General features: G+C 40.4%; 23 protein-coding genes and 1 riboswitch. Of the genes, 16 read left to right on the plus strand and 7 right to left on the minus strand.

Annotated features, from left to right (window positions below):
* Window positions 1-18: 18 nt before the first annotated feature.
* From F580_RS0108775 to F580_RS0108795, 5 genes are all read right to left on the minus strand, one after another.
* Window positions 19-657, minus strand: a complete 639-nt coding sequence (locus F580_RS0108775; protein WP_019027344.1) for a tetratricopeptide repeat protein — start codon at window positions 655-657, stop codon at window positions 19-21.
* Window positions 658-1,012: 355 nt separating this feature from the next.
* Entirely contained in the window at window positions 1,013-4,165 is a 3,153-nt protein-coding gene (locus F580_RS0108780; RefSeq protein ID WP_019027345.1) for an efflux RND transporter permease subunit, read from the minus strand.
* A gap of 9 nt (window positions 4,166-4,174) precedes the next feature.
* Window positions 4,175-5,317 carry an efflux RND transporter periplasmic adaptor subunit gene (locus F580_RS0108785; protein WP_019027346.1) on the minus strand — a complete coding sequence of 381 codons (1,143 nt, stop codon included), beginning with the start codon at window positions 5,315-5,317 and terminating at the stop codon, window positions 4,175-4,177.
* A 425-nt stretch (window positions 5,318-5,742) separates the two neighbouring features.
* Window positions 5,743-6,084 carry an iron-sulfur cluster insertion protein ErpA gene (gene erpA, locus F580_RS0108790; protein WP_019027347.1) on the minus strand — a complete coding sequence of 114 codons (342 nt, stop codon included), beginning with the start codon at window positions 6,082-6,084 and terminating at the stop codon, window positions 5,743-5,745.
* A gap of 128 nt (window positions 6,085-6,212) precedes the next feature.
* Window positions 6,213-6,929, minus strand: coding sequence for a DUF6776 family protein (locus F580_RS0108795; RefSeq protein WP_019027348.1), 717 nt, complete (start codon window positions 6,927-6,929; stop codon window positions 6,213-6,215).
* Between the two features lie 23 nt (window positions 6,930-6,952).
* On the opposite strand from F580_RS0108795, the gene F580_RS0108800 reads away from it, so the two are divergent.
* From F580_RS0108800 to hemL, 5 genes are all read left to right on the plus strand, one after another.
* A complete protein-coding gene (locus F580_RS0108800) occupies window positions 6,953-8,683 on the plus strand; it encodes a chloride channel protein (protein WP_040357069.1) in 1,731 nt (576 codons plus the stop codon).
* Window positions 8,683-9,129, plus strand: coding sequence for a protoporphyrinogen oxidase HemJ (gene hemJ / locus F580_RS0108805; RefSeq protein ID WP_019027350.1), 447 nt, complete (start codon window positions 8,683-8,685; stop codon window positions 9,127-9,129). The genes F580_RS0108800 and hemJ overlap by 1 nt, the downstream gene beginning before the upstream one ends.
* Before the next feature lie 353 nt (window positions 9,130-9,482).
* Window positions 9,483-11,579, plus strand: a complete 2,097-nt coding sequence (locus tag F580_RS0108810; RefSeq protein WP_019027351.1) for a trypsin-like serine protease — start codon at window positions 9,483-9,485, stop codon at window positions 11,577-11,579.
* Between the two features lie 131 nt (window positions 11,580-11,710).
* Window positions 11,711-12,724, plus strand: coding sequence for an aspartate carbamoyltransferase (locus tag F580_RS0108815; protein WP_019027352.1), 1,014 nt, complete (start codon window positions 11,711-11,713; stop codon window positions 12,722-12,724).
* A gap of 161 nt (window positions 12,725-12,885) precedes the next feature.
* Window positions 12,886-14,169 (plus strand): glutamate-1-semialdehyde 2,1-aminomutase, encoded by a 1,284-nt coding sequence (gene hemL, locus F580_RS0108820; protein WP_019027353.1) that lies wholly within the window; start codon window positions 12,886-12,888, stop codon window positions 14,167-14,169.
* Window positions 14,170-14,462: 293 nt separating this feature from the next.
* Here hemL and F580_RS0108825 read toward each other — a convergent pair whose 3' ends face one another.
* Window positions 14,463-14,864, minus strand: coding sequence for a hypothetical protein (locus tag F580_RS0108825; RefSeq protein ID WP_019027354.1), 402 nt, complete (start codon window positions 14,862-14,864; stop codon window positions 14,463-14,465).
* 103 nt (window positions 14,865-14,967) lie between these two features.
* Window positions 14,968-16,200 carry a molybdopterin molybdotransferase MoeA gene (gene moeA, locus F580_RS0108830; protein WP_019027355.1) on the minus strand — a complete coding sequence of 411 codons (1,233 nt, stop codon included), beginning with the start codon at window positions 16,198-16,200 and terminating at the stop codon, window positions 14,968-14,970.
* A 282-nt stretch (window positions 16,201-16,482) separates the two neighbouring features.
* Window positions 16,483-16,676: riboswitch (molybdenum cofactor riboswitch) on the plus strand.
* Between moeA and moaA the strand changes: the two genes are divergently transcribed.
* From moaA to F580_RS0108885, 11 genes are all read left to right on the plus strand, one after another.
* The gene (gene moaA / locus F580_RS0108835; protein ID WP_019027356.1) at window positions 16,663-17,634 is read left to right on the plus strand and encodes a GTP 3',8-cyclase MoaA; all 972 of its coding nucleotides are present in this window, start codon (window positions 16,663-16,665) and stop codon (window positions 17,632-17,634) included. (Overlaps the previous riboswitch by 14 nt.)
* Before the next feature lie 2 nt (window positions 17,635-17,636).
* Window positions 17,637-18,302, plus strand: coding sequence for a molybdenum cofactor guanylyltransferase (gene mobA / locus F580_RS0108840; RefSeq protein ID WP_019027357.1), 666 nt, complete (start codon window positions 17,637-17,639; stop codon window positions 18,300-18,302).
* A gap of 132 nt (window positions 18,303-18,434) precedes the next feature.
* Window positions 18,435-18,977 carry a molybdenum cofactor biosynthesis protein B gene (gene moaB / locus F580_RS0108845; RefSeq protein WP_019027358.1) on the plus strand — a complete coding sequence of 181 codons (543 nt, stop codon included), beginning with the start codon at window positions 18,435-18,437 and terminating at the stop codon, window positions 18,975-18,977.
* The gene (gene moaC, locus F580_RS0108850) at window positions 18,977-19,495 is read left to right on the plus strand and encodes a cyclic pyranopterin monophosphate synthase MoaC (RefSeq protein ID WP_019027359.1); all 519 of its coding nucleotides are present in this window, start codon (window positions 18,977-18,979) and stop codon (window positions 19,493-19,495) included. Before moaB ends, moaC begins: the two co-directional genes overlap by 1 nt.
* 138 nt (window positions 19,496-19,633) lie before the next feature.
* Complete coding sequence (moaD, locus tag F580_RS0108855) at window positions 19,634-19,882, plus strand: molybdopterin converting factor subunit 1 (protein ID WP_019027360.1); 249 nt, start codon at window positions 19,634-19,636, stop codon at window positions 19,880-19,882.
* A 3-nt stretch (window positions 19,883-19,885) separates the two neighbouring features.
* Entirely contained in the window at window positions 19,886-20,374 is a 489-nt protein-coding gene (gene moaE / locus F580_RS0108860) for a molybdopterin synthase catalytic subunit MoaE (protein WP_019027361.1), read from the plus strand.
* 1 nt (window position 20,375) lies between these two features.
* Window positions 20,376-21,209, plus strand: a complete 834-nt coding sequence (modA, locus tag F580_RS0108865; protein WP_019027362.1) for a molybdate ABC transporter substrate-binding protein — start codon at window positions 20,376-20,378, stop codon at window positions 21,207-21,209.
* Window positions 21,206-21,928: a molybdate ABC transporter permease subunit gene (modB, locus tag F580_RS0108870; RefSeq protein ID WP_019027363.1), complete on the plus strand. Its 723-nt coding sequence runs from the start codon at window positions 21,206-21,208 to the stop codon at window positions 21,926-21,928. The genes modA and modB overlap by 4 nt, the downstream gene beginning before the upstream one ends.
* A complete protein-coding gene (modC, locus tag F580_RS0108875) occupies window positions 21,921-23,030 on the plus strand; it encodes a molybdenum ABC transporter ATP-binding protein (protein ID WP_019027364.1) in 1,110 nt (369 codons plus the stop codon). The genes modB and modC overlap by 8 nt, the downstream gene beginning before the upstream one ends.
* 24 nt (window positions 23,031-23,054) lie before the next feature.
* Entirely contained in the window at window positions 23,055-23,807 is a 753-nt protein-coding gene (locus F580_RS0108880) for a HesA/MoeB/ThiF family protein (RefSeq protein ID WP_019027365.1), read from the plus strand.
* Window positions 23,808-23,838: 31 nt separating this feature from the next.
* Entirely contained in the window at window positions 23,839-24,000 is a 162-nt protein-coding gene (locus F580_RS0108885) for a hypothetical protein (RefSeq protein ID WP_245560601.1), read from the plus strand.

Consider the following 24,000-nt stretch of genomic DNA (forward strand, 5'->3'; position numbering starts at 1 on the left):
TCAATTGGCCTAATTAACTTAATTGGTATAACTGGTATTTTTCGCTTGTGCTACCACTTTACCTGGCATTTTACTGGCCAGGTCTACCAGTATTTGACTGATTTTTTTATGGGTGACTTTATCGTCAGTCACCGAATGATGCAATTGCGAATAGAGCGCTGGATAGTCTAACGGGCTACCGTAGCCTTGTTGATACAAATTAGCCAAACGCATTTGCGCAGCTAAATTATTTAAACTGGCGGCGGTTTTTAAATAGACAATAGCCCTTTCAATATCAACCTGCATAAATTTACCCAGATGATAATAACGACCTAATTGCTCTAAGCCCTCGGCTAAACCTTGATCCGCCGCTAAATGCATATAATGTAAACCTAGCGGGATGTCTTTTTTGACACAAATACCATAAGCCAACATATCGCCCCACAAAAATTGATACGATGGCATATTGGCTTTATTGGCACGCACCTCAATATCTTGTACTAACTGACATTCATCTAATACCACTTGGCCTAAGTGCTTGTTGTCTTTAATTAAGGCAAGCAACTGATTATCTGTATATATTTGTACAGCTTGCATGTTTTTTGTCGCCGCAATAACTGTACAGCTTAGAGATAAGCTAGCAACAAAAACAATAAAAAACCGCGGTAAAATACGCATAACAATCCTAACTTGATAAATAGCTCGCTTCCCTTTATCGGCAAGAAAGCTGAGAAGATGAAGTTTAAAACACATAACTCTTTTACAAGCAATTTTAGCGCCACAATCTAATTTAATAACTGATAACTAACAACTGACCCTAACACCTTATACGAAACCGCAAAAAATAAGTAAACCATTGATTGATCGAGCAGTGACTATTCTATATTTAAAGGAGACAGAGCAGCAGAGTTTACGCTCAGGTTCACCTGCGTTTTCTTGTCCGAAAGCTTTTAGATTAAAGCGATGGCTTAATGAGTGTAAACATTAAGCCATCGCTTATTTAAAGGTAAAATATTACTACAGTCGATAAAAACTAGGCAGCGTTACTTACATCACTGACTTGAATCATCTGTTTAGCTTCTTTGTGCACAATTAACTCGGCTTGCTTAGTTTCTTTACGCTTATCTCTTAACACTAATAAACATGGCGTCAATACTAAGGTCAGCACAGTGGCAAAGGCTAAACCTCCGGCAATGGCCGTTGCTAGTTGATTCCACCACTGGGTAGAAGGTGCGCCAAAAACAATAGTCCGTTCAAAAAAGTCTAAATTAACTTGTAACACCATAGGTAATAAACCCAATATGGTCGTTATTGTCGTTAACATCACCGGACGTAAGCGTTGTGCACCGGTACGTAAAATCGCATCGACCACGGCATAACCTTCTTTGCGCAAGACATTATAGGTATCAATCAGCACGATATTGTTATTAACGACAATACCCGCTAATGAAATAACGCCAATACCGCCCATGACAATGCCAAAAGGTTTTTGCACCAATAATAATGCCAAGAAAACACCAACAGTAGAAAATATTACCGCACTTAAAATCAATAGTGCCTGATAAAAACTATTAAATTGCGTCACTAAAATCATTGCCATAACGAATAGAGCAATGGCAAAAGCATTCACTAAAAACGCTTGCGACTCTTTCTGGTCTTCATTCTGTCCTTTGACGTTAATGTCCACCGATGGGTGTAATCCCAGTTTGGGTAGCTGCTGCTGTAAAAGCGGTAGCTCATTCAATAGCTGCGCGCCAGCAATCAAGTTCGCTTGCACAGTGACAACTCGCTTACCATCAACACGACGAATGGTATCAACTTTTGGCGCCGCTTTTCGCTCAACAAAGCTGCCTACAGGCACTAAACCCGACGGAGTTTTTAACCGCAATGAGTCTAGTCGGCTAATATTACGTTTCTCTTCGGGGAAGCGAACTCTGATGTCTAGTTCATCATCAACATCATCAGGCCTGTACTCACCAAGCTTTAAGCCATTAGTAACCATTTGCACACTTGAGCCCACTAACGTAGCATCGGCGCCATAAGTCGCGGCTTTATTTCGGTCAATTATTAATTGCCATTCGATGCCTGGTTTAGAGCCAGTATCTTCAATATCGGTAAACTTTCCAGAAGCCACTAAAGCCGCTCGAATAATTTTAACCGACTTATCTAAATGTTCAGGAAAACGCGAGCTCAATTCGAGTTTTAAATCTTTACCACTTTGCGGGCCGTTTTTATTTTTACGTACTTCGATTTCAACGCCGGCTAAATCCTTAGTTAACTGATGAATAGTGGCAACGATCTCATCGGCCGTGCGCCTTAATTGCCAATCAACAAAGTTTAATTTAAAGGTACCTATTTGATTGCTGCCACCGGTACGTGTATAGAGGCTTTCAATCTCTTCCATTGGTAAGATACGCTGCTCAATTGAGCGCATAATAACATCTTTTTCTTTTACTGATAAATCACCATGAGAGCGCACTACCATAGTGGCACTTTGCGGCTCAACTTCTGGAAAAAAGCTGACGCCAAGACCAGAAGTAACATAAAGCCACATCACCAAAAAAGATACGGCTAAGGTGGTTGCCACTATTTTCCAAGGATGCTTAATTGCCGTCATTAATACACGAATATAACCGCCGGTGAAACCTGATAACTTGCTTAAATCACCAGTTTCAGCTTGCTCAATTTGCTGTTTTTCTTTAGTACCGAGCACTCGAGGTTTACCCAATACAGCACCTAAAGTAGGCACAAAGATTAAAGCCATCGCTAAAGAAGCGGTTAATACCGCAATTAAGGTGAAGGGGAGGTATTTCATGAATTCACCCATAATGCCAGGCCAAAACATTAACGGCGCAAAAGCTGCTAATGTTGTTGCCGTTGAGGCAATAATTGGCCATGCCATACGTTGTGCAGCCAAGCCGTAGGCAACAGTCTTACTCTGACCTTCATTCATTTTTCTATCGGCAAATTCGGTGACCACAATAGCGCCATCGACCAACATACCAACGGACATAATCAGGCCAAAAAGCACCACGATATTTACTGTCATGCCTGCCAAAGCAATAACCAAGATGCCGGTTAAAAATGCCCCGGGTATAGCCAAACCAACCAGTAACGCTGTTCGAGTGCCTAACGCGGCAATAATAACAATAACAACCAGTAAAACCGCGGAAAAAACGTTATTTTGTAAGTCGGTAAGCGTTCGTTTTATCTCTATAGATTGGTCACCAACATAGTCAACTTGCACTTGCTGTGGCCACTTAACTCGACTTTCCTCAATAATTGCTTTGACCTTATCTACCGTTTCAATCAAGTTTTCACCCGAGCGTTTTTTAACGTCTAATGATACTGAGCGGTGACCGTTTAATCGGGCAAAGGTCGTCGGATCTTTATAAGATCGGCGTACAGTTGAAACATCTTGAAAGGTAATAACTCGATCACCGTCAACTTTGATCGGTAACTCGAGCAAGTCTTGAATATTTTCAAAAACAGAAGGCACTTTAATAGCAAAGCGACCTTTACCTGTGTCCATGGTGCCTGCGGGAACAAGTCGGTTATTACGTTCAACTAAGTTATATATATCCGCTTGATCAAGGCCATAACTTTCCATCAATAAAGGGTCGACAATAATTTCAACCATATCTTCACGATCGCCGCCAATATCAACTTCCAGTACCTCTTGCATACCTTCAATTTTATCTCTGATATTCCGGGCTATAGTGATCAAACCTCGCTCAGTCACTGCGCCAGATAATATAACCGTTAGTGCGGCTTCTTTGTTGGCCATAGTAACTTCGTTAACTACCGGCTCTTCAGTATCATTAGGCAATTTAGCTTTCGCTAATGTGACTTTATCACGGACATCAGCAAGCGCTTCTTTGGGGTCAAGCCCGGCAATAAACTCTAAGGTTACCGAGGCATGCCCTTCACCAGCACTAGAGCGCATCTCTTTAATGCCAGCAATAGATTTCAACTCATTTTCCATCGGCCTCACCAACATGCGCTCGGCATCCTCTGGTGAAATACCATCATGAATCATAGAAACATAAATAATGGGAATAGTGATATCGGGATTGGCTTCTTTGGCAATATTGTTATAAGTGACTGCGCCAGAAACGAGTAGTAAGACGAACAACATTAGCACAGAACGAGTACGGGTTAAGGCAGCTTCAATAAGCGTTAACATAATGGGCTCCTACTCTTGAGTTACTGTAGTAGCGGTTTCTTGCTGAGTGCTATCATCTGGGTTATCAAAAATCGCCTCGACTTTATCCCCTGCACGAACAAAACCTTGCCCTAACACAATAATATCAACTTGCGCGCCTAGACCTGTTAACCAAATACCATCACTGTCACTTTTAATGATCTCAATTGGGGTAAATTGCACCATAGAGTCCTTAACAGATTTAACACCAATGTTACCGTGTTCATCTAAGGCAAGCAGTGCTGGAGAAATTTTAATCGCAGAAATTTTCGCTAGCGCAATGGTTAATTCACTACTTAAACCCGCTAACAGTTTTCCATCTTTATTATCAATGGCCACTTCTATTTTAAAGGTGTTGGTTGCATCATTACCAACACTGGCGATATAGCGTAACTGCCCCTGTGCTTCTTCGCCATTAAGTAAAGTCACTTGTGCCATTTGGCCAACCGATAACTGTTGTATTTGCTGCTCGGTGACATGAGCTCGGACAATTAACGGGTCTAAATCAGCAATCATGGCAATATCATCACCCGAAGCCACATAGTCACCTACTTCGACATAACGAGTATTTAACACACCAGGGAATGGCGCCCTGATAATGGTATTGGCGATATCTAATTCTAATTTATTTATCTCTGCTTTTACTGCTTCTAGCGCAGCATACGATTGCGCTAAATGTACTTTCCCTTGATAACCTTGCTTATTAAGTTTCATTGCGCCTTGATATTCAACGTCTCGTTGAGTCAATAATGCTTGGCTGCGTTTTAATTGCGCAGGTAAATCATTTAACGCTATTTTTACAATAACTTGCCCTTTGATAACTCTTGAGCCTCTCTTAGCTAAAACTTCGACTATTTTACCGCGCACTTCAGCTTTTAACGTGGTGACACGATCTGGTTCAGTTCGGCCATAAAGTTCAATCGTTTTATGAATCTGTTGCCCAAAGCGAGTTTCCACTTTAACTTGAGCTATCATCGGCTTGCTATTATGGTTGGGAAGTTGAGCTTTCAATACTGACTGTTGCTCAGCGGTACTTGGGCCTGAAGCCATCCACAAGACCAAAACTAAGGTAATGAATGCTGCGATAAGGTAAGGGCGTTGGGCTAACCAACGGGAATCAAGGGTAATTGTCATTAGAATATCTCCATTTTTATGGCGAACATCATAACGTTTTTTCTAGGGATGATAAGCAGTAACTGCCACATATCATTGGGTTTTTTGTGAAACTTTGTAACTTAAGCTAAAATATAATTGACTGAACCCTACAATAATACTGTGCTAAAGCACGTATATACCCGTTCCACCTGAAGATGCAGGATTCAGCTGGAATTATAAACGCCTTTAGGCAAGGCATTGATTGAAGAGAATGGTTGTTCCCTTGTCGAAATCAATAACGTAGCATAAAGCGTTTATAACGGTTATGCCCCACGTCTCGAAACAAGCTAACAAGAGTTTCAGAAACAAAAATGCCGACAGATGTCGGCATTGTTAATATTCAATCACTCGCTGGCATATTCGCTAGAAATTAAGCTAATTTAAGCTAATCAATAGAGTCAGTATTAAATAGAGAACGAAGAACCACAACCACAGGTAGTCGTAGCATTCGGGTTGTTAACAACAAAGCGACTACCCTCTAAGCTTTCTAAGTAATCTACTTCACCATCAACAAGGTATTGCAAGCTCATAGGATCGATTACCATCACCACACCTTGTTTTTCAATGGTCATATCACCTTCATTTACTTTTTCATCAAAGGTGAAGCCATATTGAAAACCTGAGCAACCACCACCAGTAACATACACACGTAGCTTAAGGGCCGGGTTCTCTTCTTCTGTGATTAGCGACAGGACTTTATTCGCGGCAGCATCGGTAAATTTAATGGGTAATTCAGGATTTGACATGGTGCTCTACTTAGTACAACAAAGTACGAAAAAAAATACGCTATAAAGCGATGGATAATTACAAAGCTAATTATCTTAAACCTGACTAATTTAATCAAGTATTATTCTCGACAATAATCTAAAGCTCGCTACTTTAGTTGCCATGGTACGAGTTTGTCCTTTTTGGCATACTTTTGCCAACGAGATTTAGTTAATATTGCCGAAACCTTGACATTTTCAGGGCTGAAATTGTCTGGCAAAATGAATTCGCCACTGATAATTTGAAAATATTTAAAACTAAACTTTAAGTCTTTTTTATTCAATTGAGAAACTTTCGAAAGCTTAAACGTTACGGATTTATCGCCGATATGCCCTTCAAAAACTAAATCAATGTAGCCTTTACTATAACGTCGCTTTAAACGTTGTTCTACCAAAGTCACTTGAAAGTGATATAAATTAGCAGTGCTAGTCGCTTGCAGCTTTATGCTTTCAATCAAAAAGCCTGTAGATTGCTTCTCTGGAGCCATGACTTTTTCATAGAAGACCAGTTGTTTTTTTATTTCAAATTGCTCTTGGGCAGCAGTTTTAAGTAAGTTTTGTGTTTTTTTATTGGCTAGTTGCTCAACAGTTAATTCAACTTCTAGCGTATGAATTCTGGCGATATTATCTTCTTGTTGTTGATAGAGCTGCTCTAACCTAAGCTTCTGCTGCTCAAGCTGAGTCACTTGGAAGTGATGATAATAATTTCCTAAACGATAACCGGTAAAAAGACAAAGACCTATCACGGTTAATAAAAACAAAGCCGATTTAAAAGTGCCTAAGCGCTCAATGACTACACTTAGATCTATTTTTGCTAACCATTTCATTTGTAAAGTATTATAATCCTGTAATGATAATATCAATCGCAGCAATAAGAAAAAATTTGGCTTTGCCAAAAACATCGTGGCAAATTTGTTTGCTTGCCATTATTGGTGGCTGCGCTTCAGCTTTATTAGTGGTGTTATTTACTCTGACTATTGAAGAAATTCAGCAACTTTACCTAATTAAGCGCGATAACTATAGCAGTTTAGACGAGATAAGTCGTTTTGATTTACCTATTATAGGTGCACTCATTATCCTGTTAATTGCTTGGCTCACTGGTTATAAATATTTACGTACTGGCATCCCCTTTGTGTTGCATCGATTAAAAGTAGCTCATGGTGTTATTCCCTTTAAAAATACCCTTAACCAGTTTTGGGGCAGTGCTGTCGCCTTAGCCTCTGGATTTTCAGTAGGCCGTGAAGGACCTGCCGTTCATCTTGGTGCTGCTTGTAGTAGTTATTTAGGTAGCGCGTTAAAGCTACCTTATAATAGTATGCGTACCTTATGTGCATGCGGTATAGCTGCAGCCATCGCCGCAACCTTCAATACACCGATAGCAGCAGTGCTTTTTGTTATGGAAGTGATCATGCGCGAATACAAGGTTCATATTTTTGTACCTGTGATGCTTGCCTCAATTGTTGGTTCTTTAATTACTCGAAGTCTCCTTGGTACTAGTCATAATTTTGAATATTTTCATACTGTTGCCCTTGAACACCATCACTATTTATCACTCGTTATTCTGGCCATATTTTTAGGTTTACTCGCCGCAGGGTTTAATAAATATCTAGTACTCATTATCAAACATAGTGTTAAATATCATATAGTCCCGCGGTTATTACTGGCGGCTCTTATTACCGGCACTTTAGGTTATTTAGTACCTGGTGCTATGGGAACGGGTACCAGTGCAATAGATGTTTCTTTATCAAGTAATTTGCACTTAGGTTTTTTATTGAGCTTACTCATGGCTAAATTATTAATGACAATGTTTGCCCTAGGTTTAGGTATACCGGGCGGAATTATTGGACCAACCTTAGCTATTGGCGCAATTGCTGGCGCTTGTGCAGCGGCTGTTGTTACACAAATATTGCCAGGAGTACATCTCGGCAGTGATCTTATTCTCATGGGTATGGCGGGGTTTATGGCTGCCAGCTTGAATGCGCCACTTGCCGCCTTACTTACTGTGGTTGAGCTTTCTAGCCAACTTGAGTTGGTTGTTCCCGCCATGATAGTGATTACTATCGCCAGTATTGTTTCTCGGCAGCTTTGTAAAAACGAGTCTATTTTCACCATGCAGTTAGATGCGCAAAACTTGCTTTATCGCAAGCCTCCTATTGAGGAGTCACTGCAAAACATTGGTGTATTGGCCGTAATGAAAGACCAATTCTTAATTTTAGATCAGGCAAGCCCGAGTACGATTTTAGGTGAGCTCCTCCACAATAAGGAAGAACAATGGGTTATTAACTCCGAGCCGGGCCAAACCAAAGGGGTAAATAATTACTTCTGGGCACAGCTAGATACCGAAGTAGCTGATGAAAACAATGCAAATATTGCGCATGTAGAGCACAATATCGAAAATAAGTTGCTCATGCACAAACTCATACCACTCAGTCATCAAGCGACATTGGCAGAAGCTTACTTGGCGTTAGTAGAGCAACGTTCTGGCGCAGTATACATTTACCATAAAGATATCAATGACTGTATTGGTTTAGTAACTTTTGAACAACTTAGAATTTATTTAGTAGAAGGAAAACTCAATTAATGAGCTCGTTTTTAATCAACAATATTCTCTGGCTTAAAGCCTTCCACGTTTTTTTTATGATCGCTTGGTTTGCCGGCATCTTTTATTTACCACGCTTATTTGTCAATCATGCAGAAACCAAGTCAACAGACGTCGCTCAGCAACTTAAGGGCATGGAAAAACGCTTACTTTATTTTATCACTCCTTTCGCCTTTTTCACCCTAGTGCTCGGCTTAGCAATAATCCACGCTTATGGACTTGACTGGTTTGTTGCCGCTAAGTGGTTACATATCAAATTAAGTTTAGTGATATTACTCTTTGTTTATCATGGTTATTGTTTTAAATTAGTTAAGACCTTTGCCCAAGATGAAAATACCCGCTCAGGCCGCTTCTATCGCATCTTCAATGAGGTTCCGGTACTGATATTATTGGTCATCATTATTTTAGCTTACGTTAAGCCAATGTAGCTTGCCCCTTTATCATTAATGATTAAGATCATTGGTGCGGTAATTATATCTAGGCCATGTTGCCGCTAGCATTATACTCTTCTCGCTATTGTCATCATCGCCTTGATTTAACTACGCTGAATTGTCGTTAATTCTTAACCGAAAAATAATATAATTTCAGCGCAGCCACTGTTTTTTTTAATAACGGGCTTCTCCCTTTATCCTGCACCTAGCGGGCACAAGTACAAATCGCTTGCCCCGAATTTGGCATATTTTACACTTTTCATGCTTTGCCGTTATACTGTAATTAAGGTAACCTAGTCGCAATATTAACATTTTGTTAACAATAATTGCTAAATTGAAGGCCATCTTAAATGAAGTACTTTTTATATGTTCTCATCGCGTGCTGCGTACTCGTCACAACCTCAAATGCCACAACTCAAACCGGCCTGGAATTAATAAAGCCTAAAATTGTCGGCGGTGAGCTTGCTAGCCAAGATCAGTGGCCCTGGATGTCTGCATTGGTATCAACATACAATGATATAAGTACCTCTTTAGAGCTTTCAGGGATTGAATATAAAACCACCTATTTTACCAATGGACCTGCTGGTACCGTAAGCGCTTTATTAGTTGATTGTGGCATTGGTGATAACCAATGTGAGCAGACTACCAATAAAATATGTTTAATTGCCCGCGGGGAAGTCGACTTCTCCGTTAAGGTAAATAATTGTCAGGCTGGTGGCGGTATCGGCGCGATAATATTTAACAATGTCACCGGTCATTTAAACGGTACTTTAGGCGAAGATTTTACCGGTAATATTCCTGTCGTTGGTATCAGCCAGCTTGACGGCGCCGCTTTACTCAATCAGCTAAATAGCATGGCCACTATAGCCGTTGCCGCACAGTCGACCCTGGTACAAAGTTCAAGTTGTGGCGCGAGTTTTATTGGTGAAAAATGGCTAATCACTGCCGCTCATTGTCTTGAGGACGCCAATATTAATTTTTTAAAGGTTAACGTTGGTGAATATGACTTAAGTAATGGTGCCAATAATGCAAAAGCGATAAGACGTATTTACATTCACCCTAACTATAACGACGGCATCGCTTTTGATAACGACATCGCCCTGATTGAGTTAGTTGATACGATTGTACACCCTGCAGTCACCTTAGTTGATTTAGACACTAGCAGACAACTTGCTTTAGTTAATAGCGCTGCGACAGTCATCGGATGGGGCAATCGCACCGCTTATGGTGCAAGTGATGAACCACCCGCTAATGATCAACCCGATAAACTCCATCAAGTAGAACTGACTTTATTAAGCAATGAGCTATGTAAGGAGAAACTAGCACAAGCCTATAGCGTTTTTCAAAATGCCAATATATTGCCTGAACAAGTTGGCCTAACTGATAGCATGATTTGTGCAAACTATCTAGGTGGCGGCAAAGGTTCATGCCAAGGTGATAGCGGTGGTCCATTATTGGTGAATACAAACCTGGGTTGGCAGCAAATAGGTATAGTTAGTTATGGTATTGGTTGCGCCAGTGCTGATTTTCCTGGCGTCTATGCCCGTGTCGGAAAATTTACTCAGTGGATTAACAATATCACTACCGGTATAGCGATTGACCCTATACATGTCTTTGCTATTACCCCACAAAACACCGCGCAAACAACAAGCTTAACCGTGAGTAATAACAGTGACTTCACCGCTAATTTAACTTTTACTTTATTGACTGATTCCACCAGCAGTGGCTTCAGTGTAGATAGCGATGAATGCACGACCTTAGCAGCAAAACAAAGCTGTCAGCTGCAAGTTGATTTTGATGCAGCGACTAGCGGGCAACATAACGCGCAAATAATCATTCAGAGTAATGATATAAATATTCCGACGAGCCACGCTGTTATCAGCGCCGAGGCTATTGCAGCCAATAGCGCCATTAATACGCAATTATCTAATGGCTCTACTGAGTTACTCTGGTTTAGTGGCGGCGATCAACCTTGGCTACTTGATAATACCGAGTCGGCCATTATTAGTGGTGATATTAACGATAACCAGCAAAGCGCTGTTTTATTGACATTTTCAGGCGCCGGTAGCTTATCATTTGAGTGGTCAGTATCTGCTGAAGAAAATACCGATAACCCTGATGAACCTTATGATGGTTTATTTTTATTTGTTGATGGTAAACAAGTCAATTTTATCTCTGGGGAAGTGCCTTATACTCCAGTCACCTTGGCTGATTTAACCGCTAGCGATCATCAAATTTTATGGTTATATCAAAAAGACGATTTGACTAGCGCAGGAAAAGATCAAGGGGCTCTAAGAAATGTGGTATTCACCCCAACAGCTATCATTCCACCTCCTCCTGCAACGACACCAACCACAAAGAAATCGGGTGGTAGTATCGGCTATTTATCACTACTTATTTTTGCTTTGCTACCCTTTCGTTATAGAGCGGTTAAAAATAGCCGGTAACTCATTAGGCAAAGGCAGTAACTCTGCCTTTGCCTATGGGGATAAGGGTAAACACGGATTTTCATTCGCAAAATAGCTATTTTATGCTATATTCTTGGCAAATTTTTTCCCTTTCAATGTAACAAACCAAGATGATGAAATTTCAAGGTAACCATATACTTTCGGTATCGCAATTCGACCGTGACGCAATCTCAAGAATTTTGCAAATTTCAGCACAAATGACGCCTTATGCGTCAAGGCAAAAGCGTTGTCATGTGCTCGAAGGCGCAATATTAAGTAACTTGTTTTTTGAACCAAGTACCCGTACCCGTGTTAGTTTTGGTACCGCTTTTAATTTACTCGGCGGTTTTGTTCGTGAAACTGTTGGTCAAGAAAACTCATCCCTTAGTAAAGGTGAATCTTTATTTGATACCGCCCAAGTGATCAGCGGCTACTCTGATATCATTGCTATGCGTCACCCGCAAATGCACTCGGTAGAGCAGTTTGCTCAAGGTAGTTCTGTCCCTGTTATCAATGGTGGTGATGGTGCCAATGAGCACCCAACTCAGGCTTTACTTGACCTATTTACTATTCAGTCAGAAATGATGCACTTTAATAAAGGTTTAGATGATTTAAATATTGTCTTGATGGGTGACTTAAAACATGGCCGCACAGTACATTCTTTATCTAAATTACTCAGCCTCTATGACAATGTAAAAGTGACTATGGTGGCGCCTAAAGCGCTCCAAATGCCTGACAGTATTATTTCAACGTTAAGTGATGCTGGCCATGAGGTGATTTTAACCGAAACCATGGCAGGGAATTTGTCCAGTGACGTAATTTATCAAACGAGAATCCAACAAGAACGCTTTGCTAGTAAAGATGAAGCGGAATTATATCGCGGACATTTCAGTTTGAATAAGAGTGTTTACCAGAAATATTGCCTGGAAAACACGGTGATTATGCACCCTTTACCACGGGATTCTCGCCCAGAAGCCAATGAATTAGATACCGATCTAAATGATTTAGATAACCTCGCTATTTTTAGACAAGCACAAAATGGCGTGTTAGTGCGTATGGCGTTATTCGCCCTCACTTTAGGTGTTGAAGATCAAATAACGAATTATGAAAAACCGGTAAACTGGTATACCAATAAAAATAGTTAATTACCATGATGGAGTTAGCCTGCGCATGGGCTATTTCCTGGTCTTAACTCTAGGTGTTGAAGAGCAACTGACAAATTACAAAAACCATTAACCTGGTTTACCAATAAAAATGCCTAGTGGCAATACTCCCTATAAGTAACGACTTTTAGAAGAAATATATTATGAATAAATCAGAACAGTTATTTGAACAAGCGCAAAAAGTAATCCCCGGAGGTGTTAACTCTCCAGTACGTGCTTTCAATGGCGTAGGCGGTAGCCCGTGCTTTATAAAACGTGCACAAGGTGCTTATATATATGATGCCGATGATAAAGCTTACATCGACTACGTTGGCTCATGGGGGCCAATGATCTTAGGTCATAACCATCCGGCCATTCTTGATGCCGTTATTACTACCGCCAAAAATGGCTTAAGTTTTGGCGCGCCAACTGAACTTGAAATTACCATGGCTGAAAAGGTCCGTGAGTTAGTTCCATCAATGCAATCTTTGCGTATGGTTAGCTCTGGCACTGAAGCGACCATGAGCGCTATCCGATTAGCCCGTGGTTATACTAACCGCGACAAAATCCTAAAGTTTGAAGGCTGTTACCACGGCCATGCTGATTCATTATTAGTCAAAGCAGGCTCAGGTGCCTTGACCATGGGTGTACCAAATTCACCGGGTATTCCTGCAGATTTCGCTAAACACACCCTGACGGTTAGCTATAACAATATTGAACAAGTAAAAGAAATTTTTGCTAAATACGCTGATGAAATAGCCTGTATTATCGTAGAACCCGTTGCCGGTAACATGAACTGTATCCCTCCGGTCGCAGGGTTTCTTCAAGGTTTACGTGACGTTTGTGATCAATACAGCAGTGTATTAATTTTTGATGAAGTCATGACCGGCTTTCGTGTTGCACTAGGTGGCGCTCAAGCACTTTATAATATCAAACCTGACTTAACCACTTTAGGTAAAGTTATTGGTGGCGGTATGCCAGTTGGCGCTTTTGGTGGCAAACAAGAAATTATGGATTATATCGCCCCAGCTGGTCCGGTATATCAAGCGGGTACGTTATCAGGTAATCCGATTGCTATGGCCGCAGGCTTAGCATCGCTAACTGAATTGGCTAAAGGTGATAAACATCAGCAATTAACTGCTGCTACGGAAAAGCTAGCGATGGGCTTTAAAGCCGCAGCTGAACGCAATGGAATAAGTTTAAGTGTTAACTATGTCGGGGCAATGTTTGGTTTCTTCTTTACTGAAGATAAAGAAACCATTACAACGTTTGAGCAAGCGACCCAATGTGACGGGGAAAGGTTTAAACGTTTCTTCCACTTAATGTTAGCTGAAGGAATTTACTTAGCACCATCCGCTTATGAAACGGGCTTTTTGTCTACTGCACACACTGATGAAATTATTGAAAAAACACTCGTTGCGGTAGATAAGTGTTTTGCTCAGCTGTAATCAAACAATAACTTTCTATATAAAGATAAGTTATACCAGTTTCATTAATTAGGTGATCTACTTTATACGCAGAAAAAACCGCCAAATAAAAGGCATTTATTCTAATAACTAGTTGTTCTAATTATTAAATAAATAACGAAGTAGTTGGTGATTTTAACAAGTAGAAATGATCATATAGTTAGTGAGATTGGTATTATTAACCTATAAAAAAACGCTGCCAGTAGTAATACTGGCAGCGTTTTTTATATCTATTCTTAGCTAAGAGCAATCCGAATCAGTGTTATACCAAAAGATTAGCTTTTCAATGCCTTGCTATTTAGCTCATTATTCAGCCAATCTAAACCTTCTTGCCACCCTAAATTTAAACCATCAAATATTTTCACATTCCAACCATCAAGTTGACGTATAGCAGCAAGTTTCTCTACTGATTCTTTACCTTCGTTATCATAAGTTACTACAGCAATTGCCGTTAAGTTCTGATGGGAAGCCATACTCAGTTTAGCTTCAAATGAAAAGTCATACTGGTTGATCTTGTTAACCAATATAGCAAAATAATTTGAAAAAATTTCAGACATAAACCTATCATATTCTTCAGACATTTCTAAAGATATGACCGTATCTTGGTCGACAATAACTTCTGCAATATGCTCATTTAGTATATTGATTTTAGCAAAGCTGAGTTGATGTTTCTTCATAACTTACTGCACATATGTTTAGTGTAAAAGAACCATAACTGTATACCTTTATTTTAAATTTAACAAATAAGTGTTTGAATATTTACACTTTATTACACTACTGTTATAGGTATTGATCAAATAATTGCACCGTTACTATTTCTCCTGCCTCCACTCTACCTTGCTCACTAGGTAAAACAATAAAACAGTTAGCTTTAGCTAAGCTAGATAGGATACCAGAGCCTTGCGCACCAGTAGAACTCACCACATTTTCTCCTTGTGAGTTAACAGACAGAATACCGCGCTGAAAATCCAGTCGGCCAGGCGATTTACGTAAATCACTACTGCATTTCACCCTTAAATGAGTACGCTTTAGTGGCTTGGCATTTTGCATCTTAGTTAAGGCAACTAAAGCTAATTGATGAAAAGTCACTAACGCCGATACCGGGTTACCCGGCAAACCAAAAAAGACACTATTAGCTAATTTACCAAAAGCAAAGGGTTTCCCTGGTTTCATCGCTATTTTCCAAAAGCCAATCTCGCCAAGTTCATCTAAAACCGTTTTAGTGTAATCGGCATCACCAACAGAGACTCCACCAGTAGAAATCACTGCATCGGCTTGTTTATCTGCACTGATAAAGGCTGCTTTTATTGCCTGAAAGTCATCTTCAATAATACCAAAATCAATAACCTCAACATCTAGCTTTTGTAACATGGCTGCTAAAACAAAACTGTTAGACTCGTAGATATCACCTACACGCAAAGCTTGTCCTGGTAATTTCAATTCATCACCGGTGGCAATTAACGCCACCTTTAATTTACGATAAACGTTAACTTCAGCGATGCCTAAAGAAGCAAGTACACCAATATCAACCGCCGTTAATTTATCACCAGAGTGCAAAACTTGTTGGCCAATTTTGATGTCTTCACCCGCATTACGTACATGAGAGCCAAAGCGCTTTTCTTGTAAAAAAGTGATTTTTTCATTCTCAATACTGACATTTTCTTGCATCTCAACTGAATCACAACAGCTCGGCATTTTCGCCCCGGTCATAATACGAATACATTCGCCTGCTTGACACTCGCCTTGAAAAGGCGCGCCGGCCATTGAGCGACCAACCAGTGTTAGGGTTTTACTCGTTAGCAAGCTTTCAATGGCAAAAGCATAACCATCCATGGCCGAGTTATCGTGAGGAGGCACATTTAATGGGCTAGCAATATCTTGCGCTAAAACATAATGCAGCGCTTGGTTAATGGGTAAGGTTAATGTTTCAGTGACAGGTGACACTTGCGCTAGCATATTAGCTAGGGCTTGTTCAAAAGGTAAAAGCCCTGGAGCTGAGCAACAATCAGACATAAAAACTCACTTAAATATTTAGACTCGGAAAGATGTGGTAAATTTCACGATAAACTAGCTCAATTTGCAAGCCACTTCAGAAAATACCACGCAATTTACTATTTGTTTAGTATCGCTTAAATAGCCACAAAAATAATAGTGTAATAACTACAACTTTATTGATTTTGATCAATAAGCAGGTCGGCTAAAAAAATTATCATCTTACCATCAGAACAATATTTGCCTATCGCCCTGAACTTGCATCGTGCAGTAGAGCGGGTATATACTAATTATTGAATAGTATTTTATTTATAACACCGAGCTATCACAGCTAACATTACTTTAATTTTTGGCTAAATCAAGCCTACTTATAAAAGTTATTATGTTGTGATATGCCGTAACTAAGCCAATGTATTTATTGCATTTTTAGTTGCCAGGGTTAACAAGGAAACGCGTTAGCCTCCCTACATTTGGAAAGGTGACATGTTAACAGACAACTTTGGCCGTAGGTTCTCTTACCTACGCTTATCAATTACTGACGTTTGCAATTTTAGCTGCACTTACTGCTTACCTGACGGTTATCAGTGCGATCAGCCGCGTGATTTCTTATCACTAGGTGAAATCAAACGTCTTACTAAAGCATTCGCTGAGCTCGGCACAGAAAAGATCCGCATTACCGGCGGTGAACCTGCGCTGCGTAAAGACTTGCCCGAAATCATTCGAATTTGTAAAGAAACTCCAGGTATCAAGAAGGTTGCGATAACCAGTAATGGTTTTAAACTACCTGAACACTTACCTCAATGGTTAGATGCCGGCATTGATGCCATCAATATCAGTATAGATAGCTTAGATCCTCGTCAATTTCATGCCATAACAGGCCACGATAAACTCAAGACCATTCTCAAGGGTATTGATCTGGGCTTAGCTGATGGCAGAGCATCAATTAAGGTTAATACGGTATTAATGCGCGAGTATAGCGGCAAAGATATTCAGAGCTACCTTGACTGGATAAAAGATACCCCTATTACCTTACGTTTTATTGAGTTAATGCAAACCGGTGACAATAAAGAATTCTTTGATGCCCAACATGTACAAGGTTCACGTATCAAGCAGAATTTAATTCTAGATGGTTGGCTGCCGGTTATTCAAAATAAATCAGCAGGTCCGGCACAAGAATTTTATCATCCGGATTACCAAGGTAAAGTCGGTTTGATCATGCCCTACTCCAAAGATTTCTGTAATAGCTGTAATCGTTTACGAATTAGCTCAAGCGGTAAATTACATTTGTGTCTATTTGGTGATGAAGGCTTGTCATTACGGGAACAATTACAAAGTGATGATATCGCCCCATTACAAGCAAAAATAGTTTCACTGCTTGGTGATAAAAAAGCCACCCATTTTTTACATGAAAAGCTAACGGGTGCAACTAAGCACCTCGCCATGCTTGGGGGTTAGTGATGAGCTTTCAAGCTATCGACTGTTTGGGTGTAGTACTCGCCGGCGGTTTATCTTCTCGCATGGGGCAAGATAAAGCACAGCTGACACGTCAATCAGGTCTAAATCATTCTTCACGCAGGTCATTAGAAGGTTCGGCAACAACTATGTTGGATTTTTCTAAACAATTGTTAATTGATGCCGGCATAAAAGATATTGTTGTCAGTGGTGATAACCATCAAATTCCTGATCGCGTACCACAGGCTGGCCCTGTTGGCGGTATTTATAGTGTCTTAGCTCATTTCCTTACAAAGAGTCCTGAGCACTTGCAACCCAAGGCATTATTAATATTGCCGGTGGATTTACCTTTTATGACAGCAGCCGATTTAGCTCAACTGCGTCTAAAAGGTGAACTTAGTAACAAGGCCACTTTTTTTACTGATAGCCAAAAACAAGCGCATCATATCCCGTTATATTTACCCAACAATGCTTTTTTGAATATGTTCTTAATGCAAGCATTCCATCGGGAAACTTTACTTACCAACAGCAAAGCTAATAGCAAAAACGGCCCTTCCGTTAGAGCCATGCTTGAGCATGTACCTCATCAAACCATTACCAGTAAAAGTAATCAGCTACTATTTAATACCAATACGCCTACACAATGGCAAGAAGCTCAAAAACAGTTTTGAGTTAGGGTATTGCGAAAACCAATACCCAATAATAACAATGGCAACAAGCTCAAAAACTGTTTTAGCCCGAACGCTATAAGCAAAGCAGTAAAAAAATAATTTTAATCTACCGATTTAGTCAAGGATAAACCTATGTCAGCACATGGCGGCAATACTTTCATTCCCTTAAACATCGCCGTTTTAACGGTATCAGATACACGTACAGAAGATAATGATACTTCAGGCCAAGCGCTAGTTGAGCGTTTAACCGAGGCGGGCCACAAGCTAGCTGATAAAGCGATTATCATTGATGATATTTATCAACTGCGGGCGCAAGTTTCCAAATGGATTGCCGATGATAGCATTCACGCCATTATATCCACTGGCGGTACCGGCTTTACCGAGCGTGATAATACTCCTGAAGCACTAACGCCATTATTTGATAAGGCCGTAGAAGGCTTTGGTGAAATTTTTCGCCATGTATCGTTAATGGAAATTGGTACCTCAACCATTCAATCTCGTGCTTTTGGCGGCATAGCCAACAAAACGGTAATTTTGTGTGTTCCTGGCTCAACCAACGCCTGTAAAACCGCTTGGGATAAAGTCATTAAAGAGCAATTAGATGCCAGTCATCGCCCTTGTAATTTTGTCCCGCATTTAAATATTACAGCAGAAGCATGTGAGACACGTGATTAATGAATAACTCTACATCAAAAAATAGCACGCCTGAGTCAACGCCAGAGCTTAGCCACCTGAACCAACAAGGTGAGGCGAATATGGTCGATGTCACTGAAAAAGCGATGACATCACGTACCGCAACGGCGCAAGGTTTTATCAAAATGAACCGCGCGACTTTTGAGTTAATCACTACCGGTAAACATAAAAAGGGTGACGTGTTTGCTGTCGCTCGTATTGCCGGCATTCAAGCAGCGAAAAAGTGCAGCGACTTAATTCCTTTATGTCACCCGTTAATGTTGACTAAGGTACAAGTAGATTTCACTCTGGATCATGAAAACAGTCAAGTACAAGTGAGTAGTTTATGTCGGTTAACCGGACAAACAGGTGTTGAAATGGAAGCGTTAACCGCGGTATCTATTGCCTGTTTAACCTTATTTGATATGTGTAAAGCCGCTGATCCTGCCATGCAGATTAATGGTATAGAAGTATTAACCAAAGAAGGTGGTAAATCGGGTCATTGGCAAACGCCAAAGTAAGTACTCGTGTTTCCATTGGAAATTAATGCACTGTACCCTAGTAAATATTAACAAAAGAAGGTGGCAAGTCTGGACATTGGCAAACACTATCTACTTAGCTATTAAACTAATACTTTTAAACTATTTTAGAGAAAAGTTATGATTAAAATTGTTTTTTTTGCAGCGTTAAGAGAGCAGCTAGATTGCGCTGAACTGTCTTTAAATGCTGAAGATATGGAAACTGTCGGTGACGTTAAACAGCGCTTAAGTGATAAAAATTCCCAGTGGCAACAAATGTTTAGCAAAAGCTCACTTTTATCGGCGGTGAATCATGACATGGTTGATGACAGTCATTTAGTAAAATCTGGTGATGAAGTTGCCTTTTTTCCTCCTGTGACCGGCGGATAATTTATGTCAAACGCTAATAAATATGCTTGCCAAGAAATATCCATCCAGGCTGAGGATTTTAGCTTAGCTGATGAAGTTGCTTTACTTGAGAAAGACAACCTAACCGATGGTGCTGTAGTTACTTTCACCGGCAGAGTTAGAAATAACAATAATGGTCATAGCGTGACGAGCTTAACGCTAGAGCATTACCCAGGTATGACAGAAAAATCTTTAGCAAAAATTATCAAGCAAGCTAAAGAGCAATGGCAGATAGGTAGAGTAAAAGTGATTCATCGCATTGGTGAGCTCTTCATTGGCGAGCAAATTGTCTTTGTTGGCGTAACCAGCAAACATAGACAGGATGCCTATGCTGCTAATGAATTCATCATGGATTATTTAAAAGTTAAAGCGCCTTTTTGGAAAAAAGAACGTATTACTGACTCAGGTGAAACCTCAGAAAACTGGCTGGACGCCAAAGATAGCGATACTGACAAAGCCGATCTTTGGAGCTAGCATGTTACGTTTTCTTTTAGTCGCCGCCTTCGCCATTAGCTTTCTGTGTGTAACCAGTAGCCAAGCACAGCAAAATAATGCTGATGACAGCGATACTGATGATAACAACACCCCCCTACGCATTGCCGTTGCCGCTAATTTCACCCCGGTATTAAAAATATTGCTTAAAGACTTCAGCAAACAAACCGGCATAAAAAGCCAAATCATTAGCGGCGCAAGTGGCGCAATGTTTCTGCAAATTAAGCACGGCGCACCTTATGATATTTTTCTCAGTGCCGACAGTCGCCGACCAAAAGAACTTGAGCAAGACGGTTTTTCCCTAAGAAATAGTCGTAAAACTTATGCTATTGGTCAACTAGCACTATATTGCTCTGATGCAAATTCACTTGCACCATTAACACTTGAGCAGTTACCTACAATCCTATTAAAAAACCCACGGCAACGTTTTGCCATCGCTAACCCCGATATTGCTCCTTATGGTAAAGCTGCCAAAGAAGCACTAAGCCATATGGGTTTGTGGCAGGCTTATCAGCCCCGATTAATAACAGGCATTAATATCGGGCAAACTTTCGCCCAGATACGCAGTAAAGCAGTGTCTATGGGGATCGTGGCTAATAGCCAGTTAGTGCTAAACAATTTATCAGGAGTAATTATACCAACCAGCTATCATCAAGCGATTGAGCAACAATTCATCATAGTTAGCGCCAGTAAAAAGCAGATAGCGGCGAAAAAACTAAGTGAATTTTTACTCTCACCCAAGAGCCAAAAAACAATCGTTAGTTATGGCTACGCACCAATAACGCTAACTAATAACAGCGAGCTAATCACTAAATGATGAATTCTGACTGGCAAGCACTGATAACCACCTTAGAAATGGCAGCACTGACCACGATAATATTACTGATTATCGGTACACCGCTCGCTTGGTATCTTGCCAAAATGACCAGTCGCTTTAAAGTGGTGATTGAAGCGGTAGTAGCTTTGCCTCTGGTACTACCGCCAACAGTATTAGGCTTTTATTTACTGATCGCTTTTTCACCCGAGCATTTGCCTGGGCAACTTTGGCAACAAGCAACGGGGCAACAACTGGCATTTAGTTTTTCAGCCATCGTTATTGGCTCGGTTTTATACTCACTGCCGTTTGTCGTGCAACCTCTGCAAAAAGCCTTTGAACAATTAGGTGACTCACTACTAGAGGCTGCTGCCTTGCTCGGTGCTGGCCCTATTGACCGATTTTTTACTATTGTCCTGCCGTTAACAAAAGCCAGTTTTATCACAGCCGCCAGTTTAGGCTTTGCCCATACGGTCGGTGAATTTGGTGTCATTTTGATGATTGGTGGTAATATTCCCGGGGAAACTCGCGTACTCTCTATCGCACTATTTGATCATGTCGAAGCTTTTGATTATGCCAGAGCGCATTTACTTTCTATCAGCTTATTAATGAGTTCTATGGTGTTATTAGCCGCCATCTACTGGTTAAATTTACCGAAAAGAAAAAACCGCAATGCCTTAGTTAATAACGCTAATGTTACCGAGGGTAAAACCAATGCCTAATTCGCCTACGGATGTATTTAGCCAACTCATTATAAAAATAGCAGTTAACTATCCGCAATTCGATTTAGCCATCGACCACGCAATTCCTTTACAGGGTATTACCGGTGTTTTTGGCCATTCCGCTTCGGGTAAATCAACCTTGCTGCGCGCTATTGCTGGCCTTGAAAAAAACCTCTCTGGCGAAATAAGCTTAGCCAATAAAAGCTTAACCAATACCAAGCAGGGTGTTTACCTCAAACCTGAGCAACGCCAAGTTGGCTTGGTCTTTCAAAATAGTCGCTTGTTTGACCATTTAACCGTACTGGGTAATTTAGAGTATGCGGTAAAGCGCTGTAAGCAGAGTAAGTTATCGCTAAATAACGTTATTGAACTGACCGAATTAACGACATTACTTGCGCATAAACCCGATGAGCTATCGGGTGGTCAACAACAACGCGTTGCTTTAGCGAGAGCTATTTTAGCCGAGCCCAAATTATTGTTACTCGATGAGCCTTTAAGTGCCCTTGATCAACACAGTAAAACGCAGTTACTTAACATGATGCTTAACATTCAAAAGCAGCTCAATTTACCTATGTTATATGTCAGCCATTCTTTAGATGAATTGCAGCAAGTTTGCGATAACTTATTGGTGATGGCTAAAGGTAAAGTCGTTAACTTTGGCAATATCCATCAAGTGATTCACCAACTGAATAATGACGACGACGATGCTATTATCCATCAACAAACCAGTTTATCACTACCGATAAAAGAGTTTGATAATGGCCATGGTTTAACGGCATTAGCCTTAAATGCACAGCAAGATATTTTTCTTAGTTGTGAGCCATCGTTTGCTCAGCAAAGTCAGTTACGGTGTTTTATTTTAGCCAGTGATATTAGTATTACCTTAACTGAGCCAATGAATAGCAGCATAGTTAATCATCTATTTGGTACGATCAAAGAAATAACTCAGCAAAAAAATAAAGTACTGCTCATTGTCCATTGTGGCTCTCAAGATTTTTTTGTCTCCATTAGTGCTTTCTCGCAACAAAAATTATCACTCACCCTAAATCAACAGGTATATTTACAGTTTAAAGCCAGTGCCGTGCGTACTTTTATCCATTAACTCAGCGAAAAATTAGGAATACACGTGTTAAGTAACCAAGAGCAACTTAAATACTCCCGCCAGATAATTTTAGATAAAATTGGTGAGTCAGGGCAAATGGCACTGCGCAACGCTAAAGTACTTATTTTAGGGGTTGGCGGTCTAGGTAATCCGGCCAGTTTATATTTAGCCGCGGCCGGTGTTGGTACGCTTTATCTTGCCGATGGTGACTCTATCGAACTAAGTAATTTACCTCGACAAATTCTTTTTAGTGAAAGTAATATTGATGACAATAAAGCCGATGTCGCGGCGGAAAAATTACAACAGCAATTTCCTGATGTCACTATTGAAGCGATAGACGAGATGCTGGATGAAGAATTGTGTGACTATTATTTACCACAAGTTGACCTAGTACTCGATTGCTCTGACAACATTCAAACACGCTATTTAATCAACCAAGCTTGTGTGTTACATAAAGTGCCACTTATTGTTGGTGCTGCGACAGGTTTTGATGGACAACAATTGACTATAGATCCGCGTGATGACAGTAGTGCGTGTTACCATTGTCTATTTCCTGCCAGTGAGAAAGCGCCTGCTAATAGTTGTCAAACGGTGGGCATTATTGGCCCGGTATTAGCCATGATTGCCGGCATGCAAAGCTTACAAGCAATCAAATTATTAACCGGTAATAAAGTACAAATAAATCAACTCAATTTACTTGATGGTTTAGCCAATCAATGGCAACAGTTTAATATGAAGAAACAAGCCAACTGTACTGTCTGTGGTTCAAATAATTAAGCTGCCAGCTAGTAATAAAGAAGCGGTGATAGTGGACATGCAAAGCTTACAAGCAATCAAATTATTAACAACTAAGCCAGCTAAGAAAGTACAAATAAATCAGCTAAACTTACTTGATGGTTTAGCCAATCAATGGCAACAGTTTAATATGAAGAAACAAGCCAACTGTACTGTCTGTGGTTCAAATAATTAA

This window comes from Colwellia piezophila ATCC BAA-637 (assembly GCF_000378625.1).
Lineage (GTDB): Bacteria > Pseudomonadota > Gammaproteobacteria > Enterobacterales > Alteromonadaceae > Colwellia > Colwellia piezophila.

Bases quoted from the DNA above. Each gene is read 5' to 3' on its own strand.
- F580_RS0108775 (WP_019027344.1), bottom strand. From the start codon at position 657: ATGCGTATTTTACCGCGGTTTTTTATTGTTTTTGTTGCTAGCTTATCT.
- F580_RS0108780 (WP_019027345.1), bottom strand. From the start codon at position 4,165: ATGTTAACGCTTATTGAAGCTGCCTTAACCCGTACTCGTTCTGTGCTA.
- F580_RS0108785 (WP_019027346.1), bottom strand. From the start codon at position 5,317: ATGACAATTACCCTTGATTCCCGTTGGTTAGCCCAACGCCCTTACCTT.
- erpA (WP_019027347.1), bottom strand. From the start codon at position 6,084: ATGTCAAATCCTGAATTACCCATTAAATTTACCGATGCTGCCGCGAAT.
- F580_RS0108795 (WP_019027348.1), bottom strand. From the start codon at position 6,929: ATGAAATGGTTAGCAAAAATAGATCTAAGTGTAGTCATTGAGCGCTTA.
- F580_RS0108800 (WP_040357069.1), top strand. From the start codon at position 6,953: ATGATAATATCAATCGCAGCAATAAGAAAAAATTTGGCTTTGCCAAAA.
- hemJ (WP_019027350.1), top strand. From the start codon at position 8,683: ATGAGCTCGTTTTTAATCAACAATATTCTCTGGCTTAAAGCCTTCCAC.
- F580_RS0108810 (WP_019027351.1), top strand. From the start codon at position 9,483: ATGAAGTACTTTTTATATGTTCTCATCGCGTGCTGCGTACTCGTCACA.
- F580_RS0108815 (WP_019027352.1), top strand. From the start codon at position 11,711: ATGATGAAATTTCAAGGTAACCATATACTTTCGGTATCGCAATTCGAC.
- hemL (WP_019027353.1), top strand. From the start codon at position 12,886: ATGAATAAATCAGAACAGTTATTTGAACAAGCGCAAAAAGTAATCCCC.
- F580_RS0108825 (WP_019027354.1), bottom strand. From the start codon at position 14,864: ATGAAGAAACATCAACTCAGCTTTGCTAAAATCAATATACTAAATGAG.
- moeA (WP_019027355.1), bottom strand. From the start codon at position 16,200: ATGTCTGATTGTTGCTCAGCTCCAGGGCTTTTACCTTTTGAACAAGCC.
- moaA (WP_019027356.1), top strand. From the start codon at position 16,663: ATGTTAACAGACAACTTTGGCCGTAGGTTCTCTTACCTACGCTTATCA.
- mobA (WP_019027357.1), top strand. From the start codon at position 17,637: ATGAGCTTTCAAGCTATCGACTGTTTGGGTGTAGTACTCGCCGGCGGT.
- moaB (WP_019027358.1), top strand. From the start codon at position 18,435: ATGTCAGCACATGGCGGCAATACTTTCATTCCCTTAAACATCGCCGTT.
- moaC (WP_019027359.1), top strand. From the start codon at position 18,977: ATGAATAACTCTACATCAAAAAATAGCACGCCTGAGTCAACGCCAGAG.
- moaD (WP_019027360.1), top strand. From the start codon at position 19,634: ATGATTAAAATTGTTTTTTTTGCAGCGTTAAGAGAGCAGCTAGATTGC.
- moaE (WP_019027361.1), top strand. From the start codon at position 19,886: ATGTCAAACGCTAATAAATATGCTTGCCAAGAAATATCCATCCAGGCT.
- modA (WP_019027362.1), top strand. From the start codon at position 20,376: ATGTTACGTTTTCTTTTAGTCGCCGCCTTCGCCATTAGCTTTCTGTGT.
- modB (WP_019027363.1), top strand. From the start codon at position 21,206: ATGATGAATTCTGACTGGCAAGCACTGATAACCACCTTAGAAATGGCA.
- modC (WP_019027364.1), top strand. From the start codon at position 21,921: ATGCCTAATTCGCCTACGGATGTATTTAGCCAACTCATTATAAAAATA.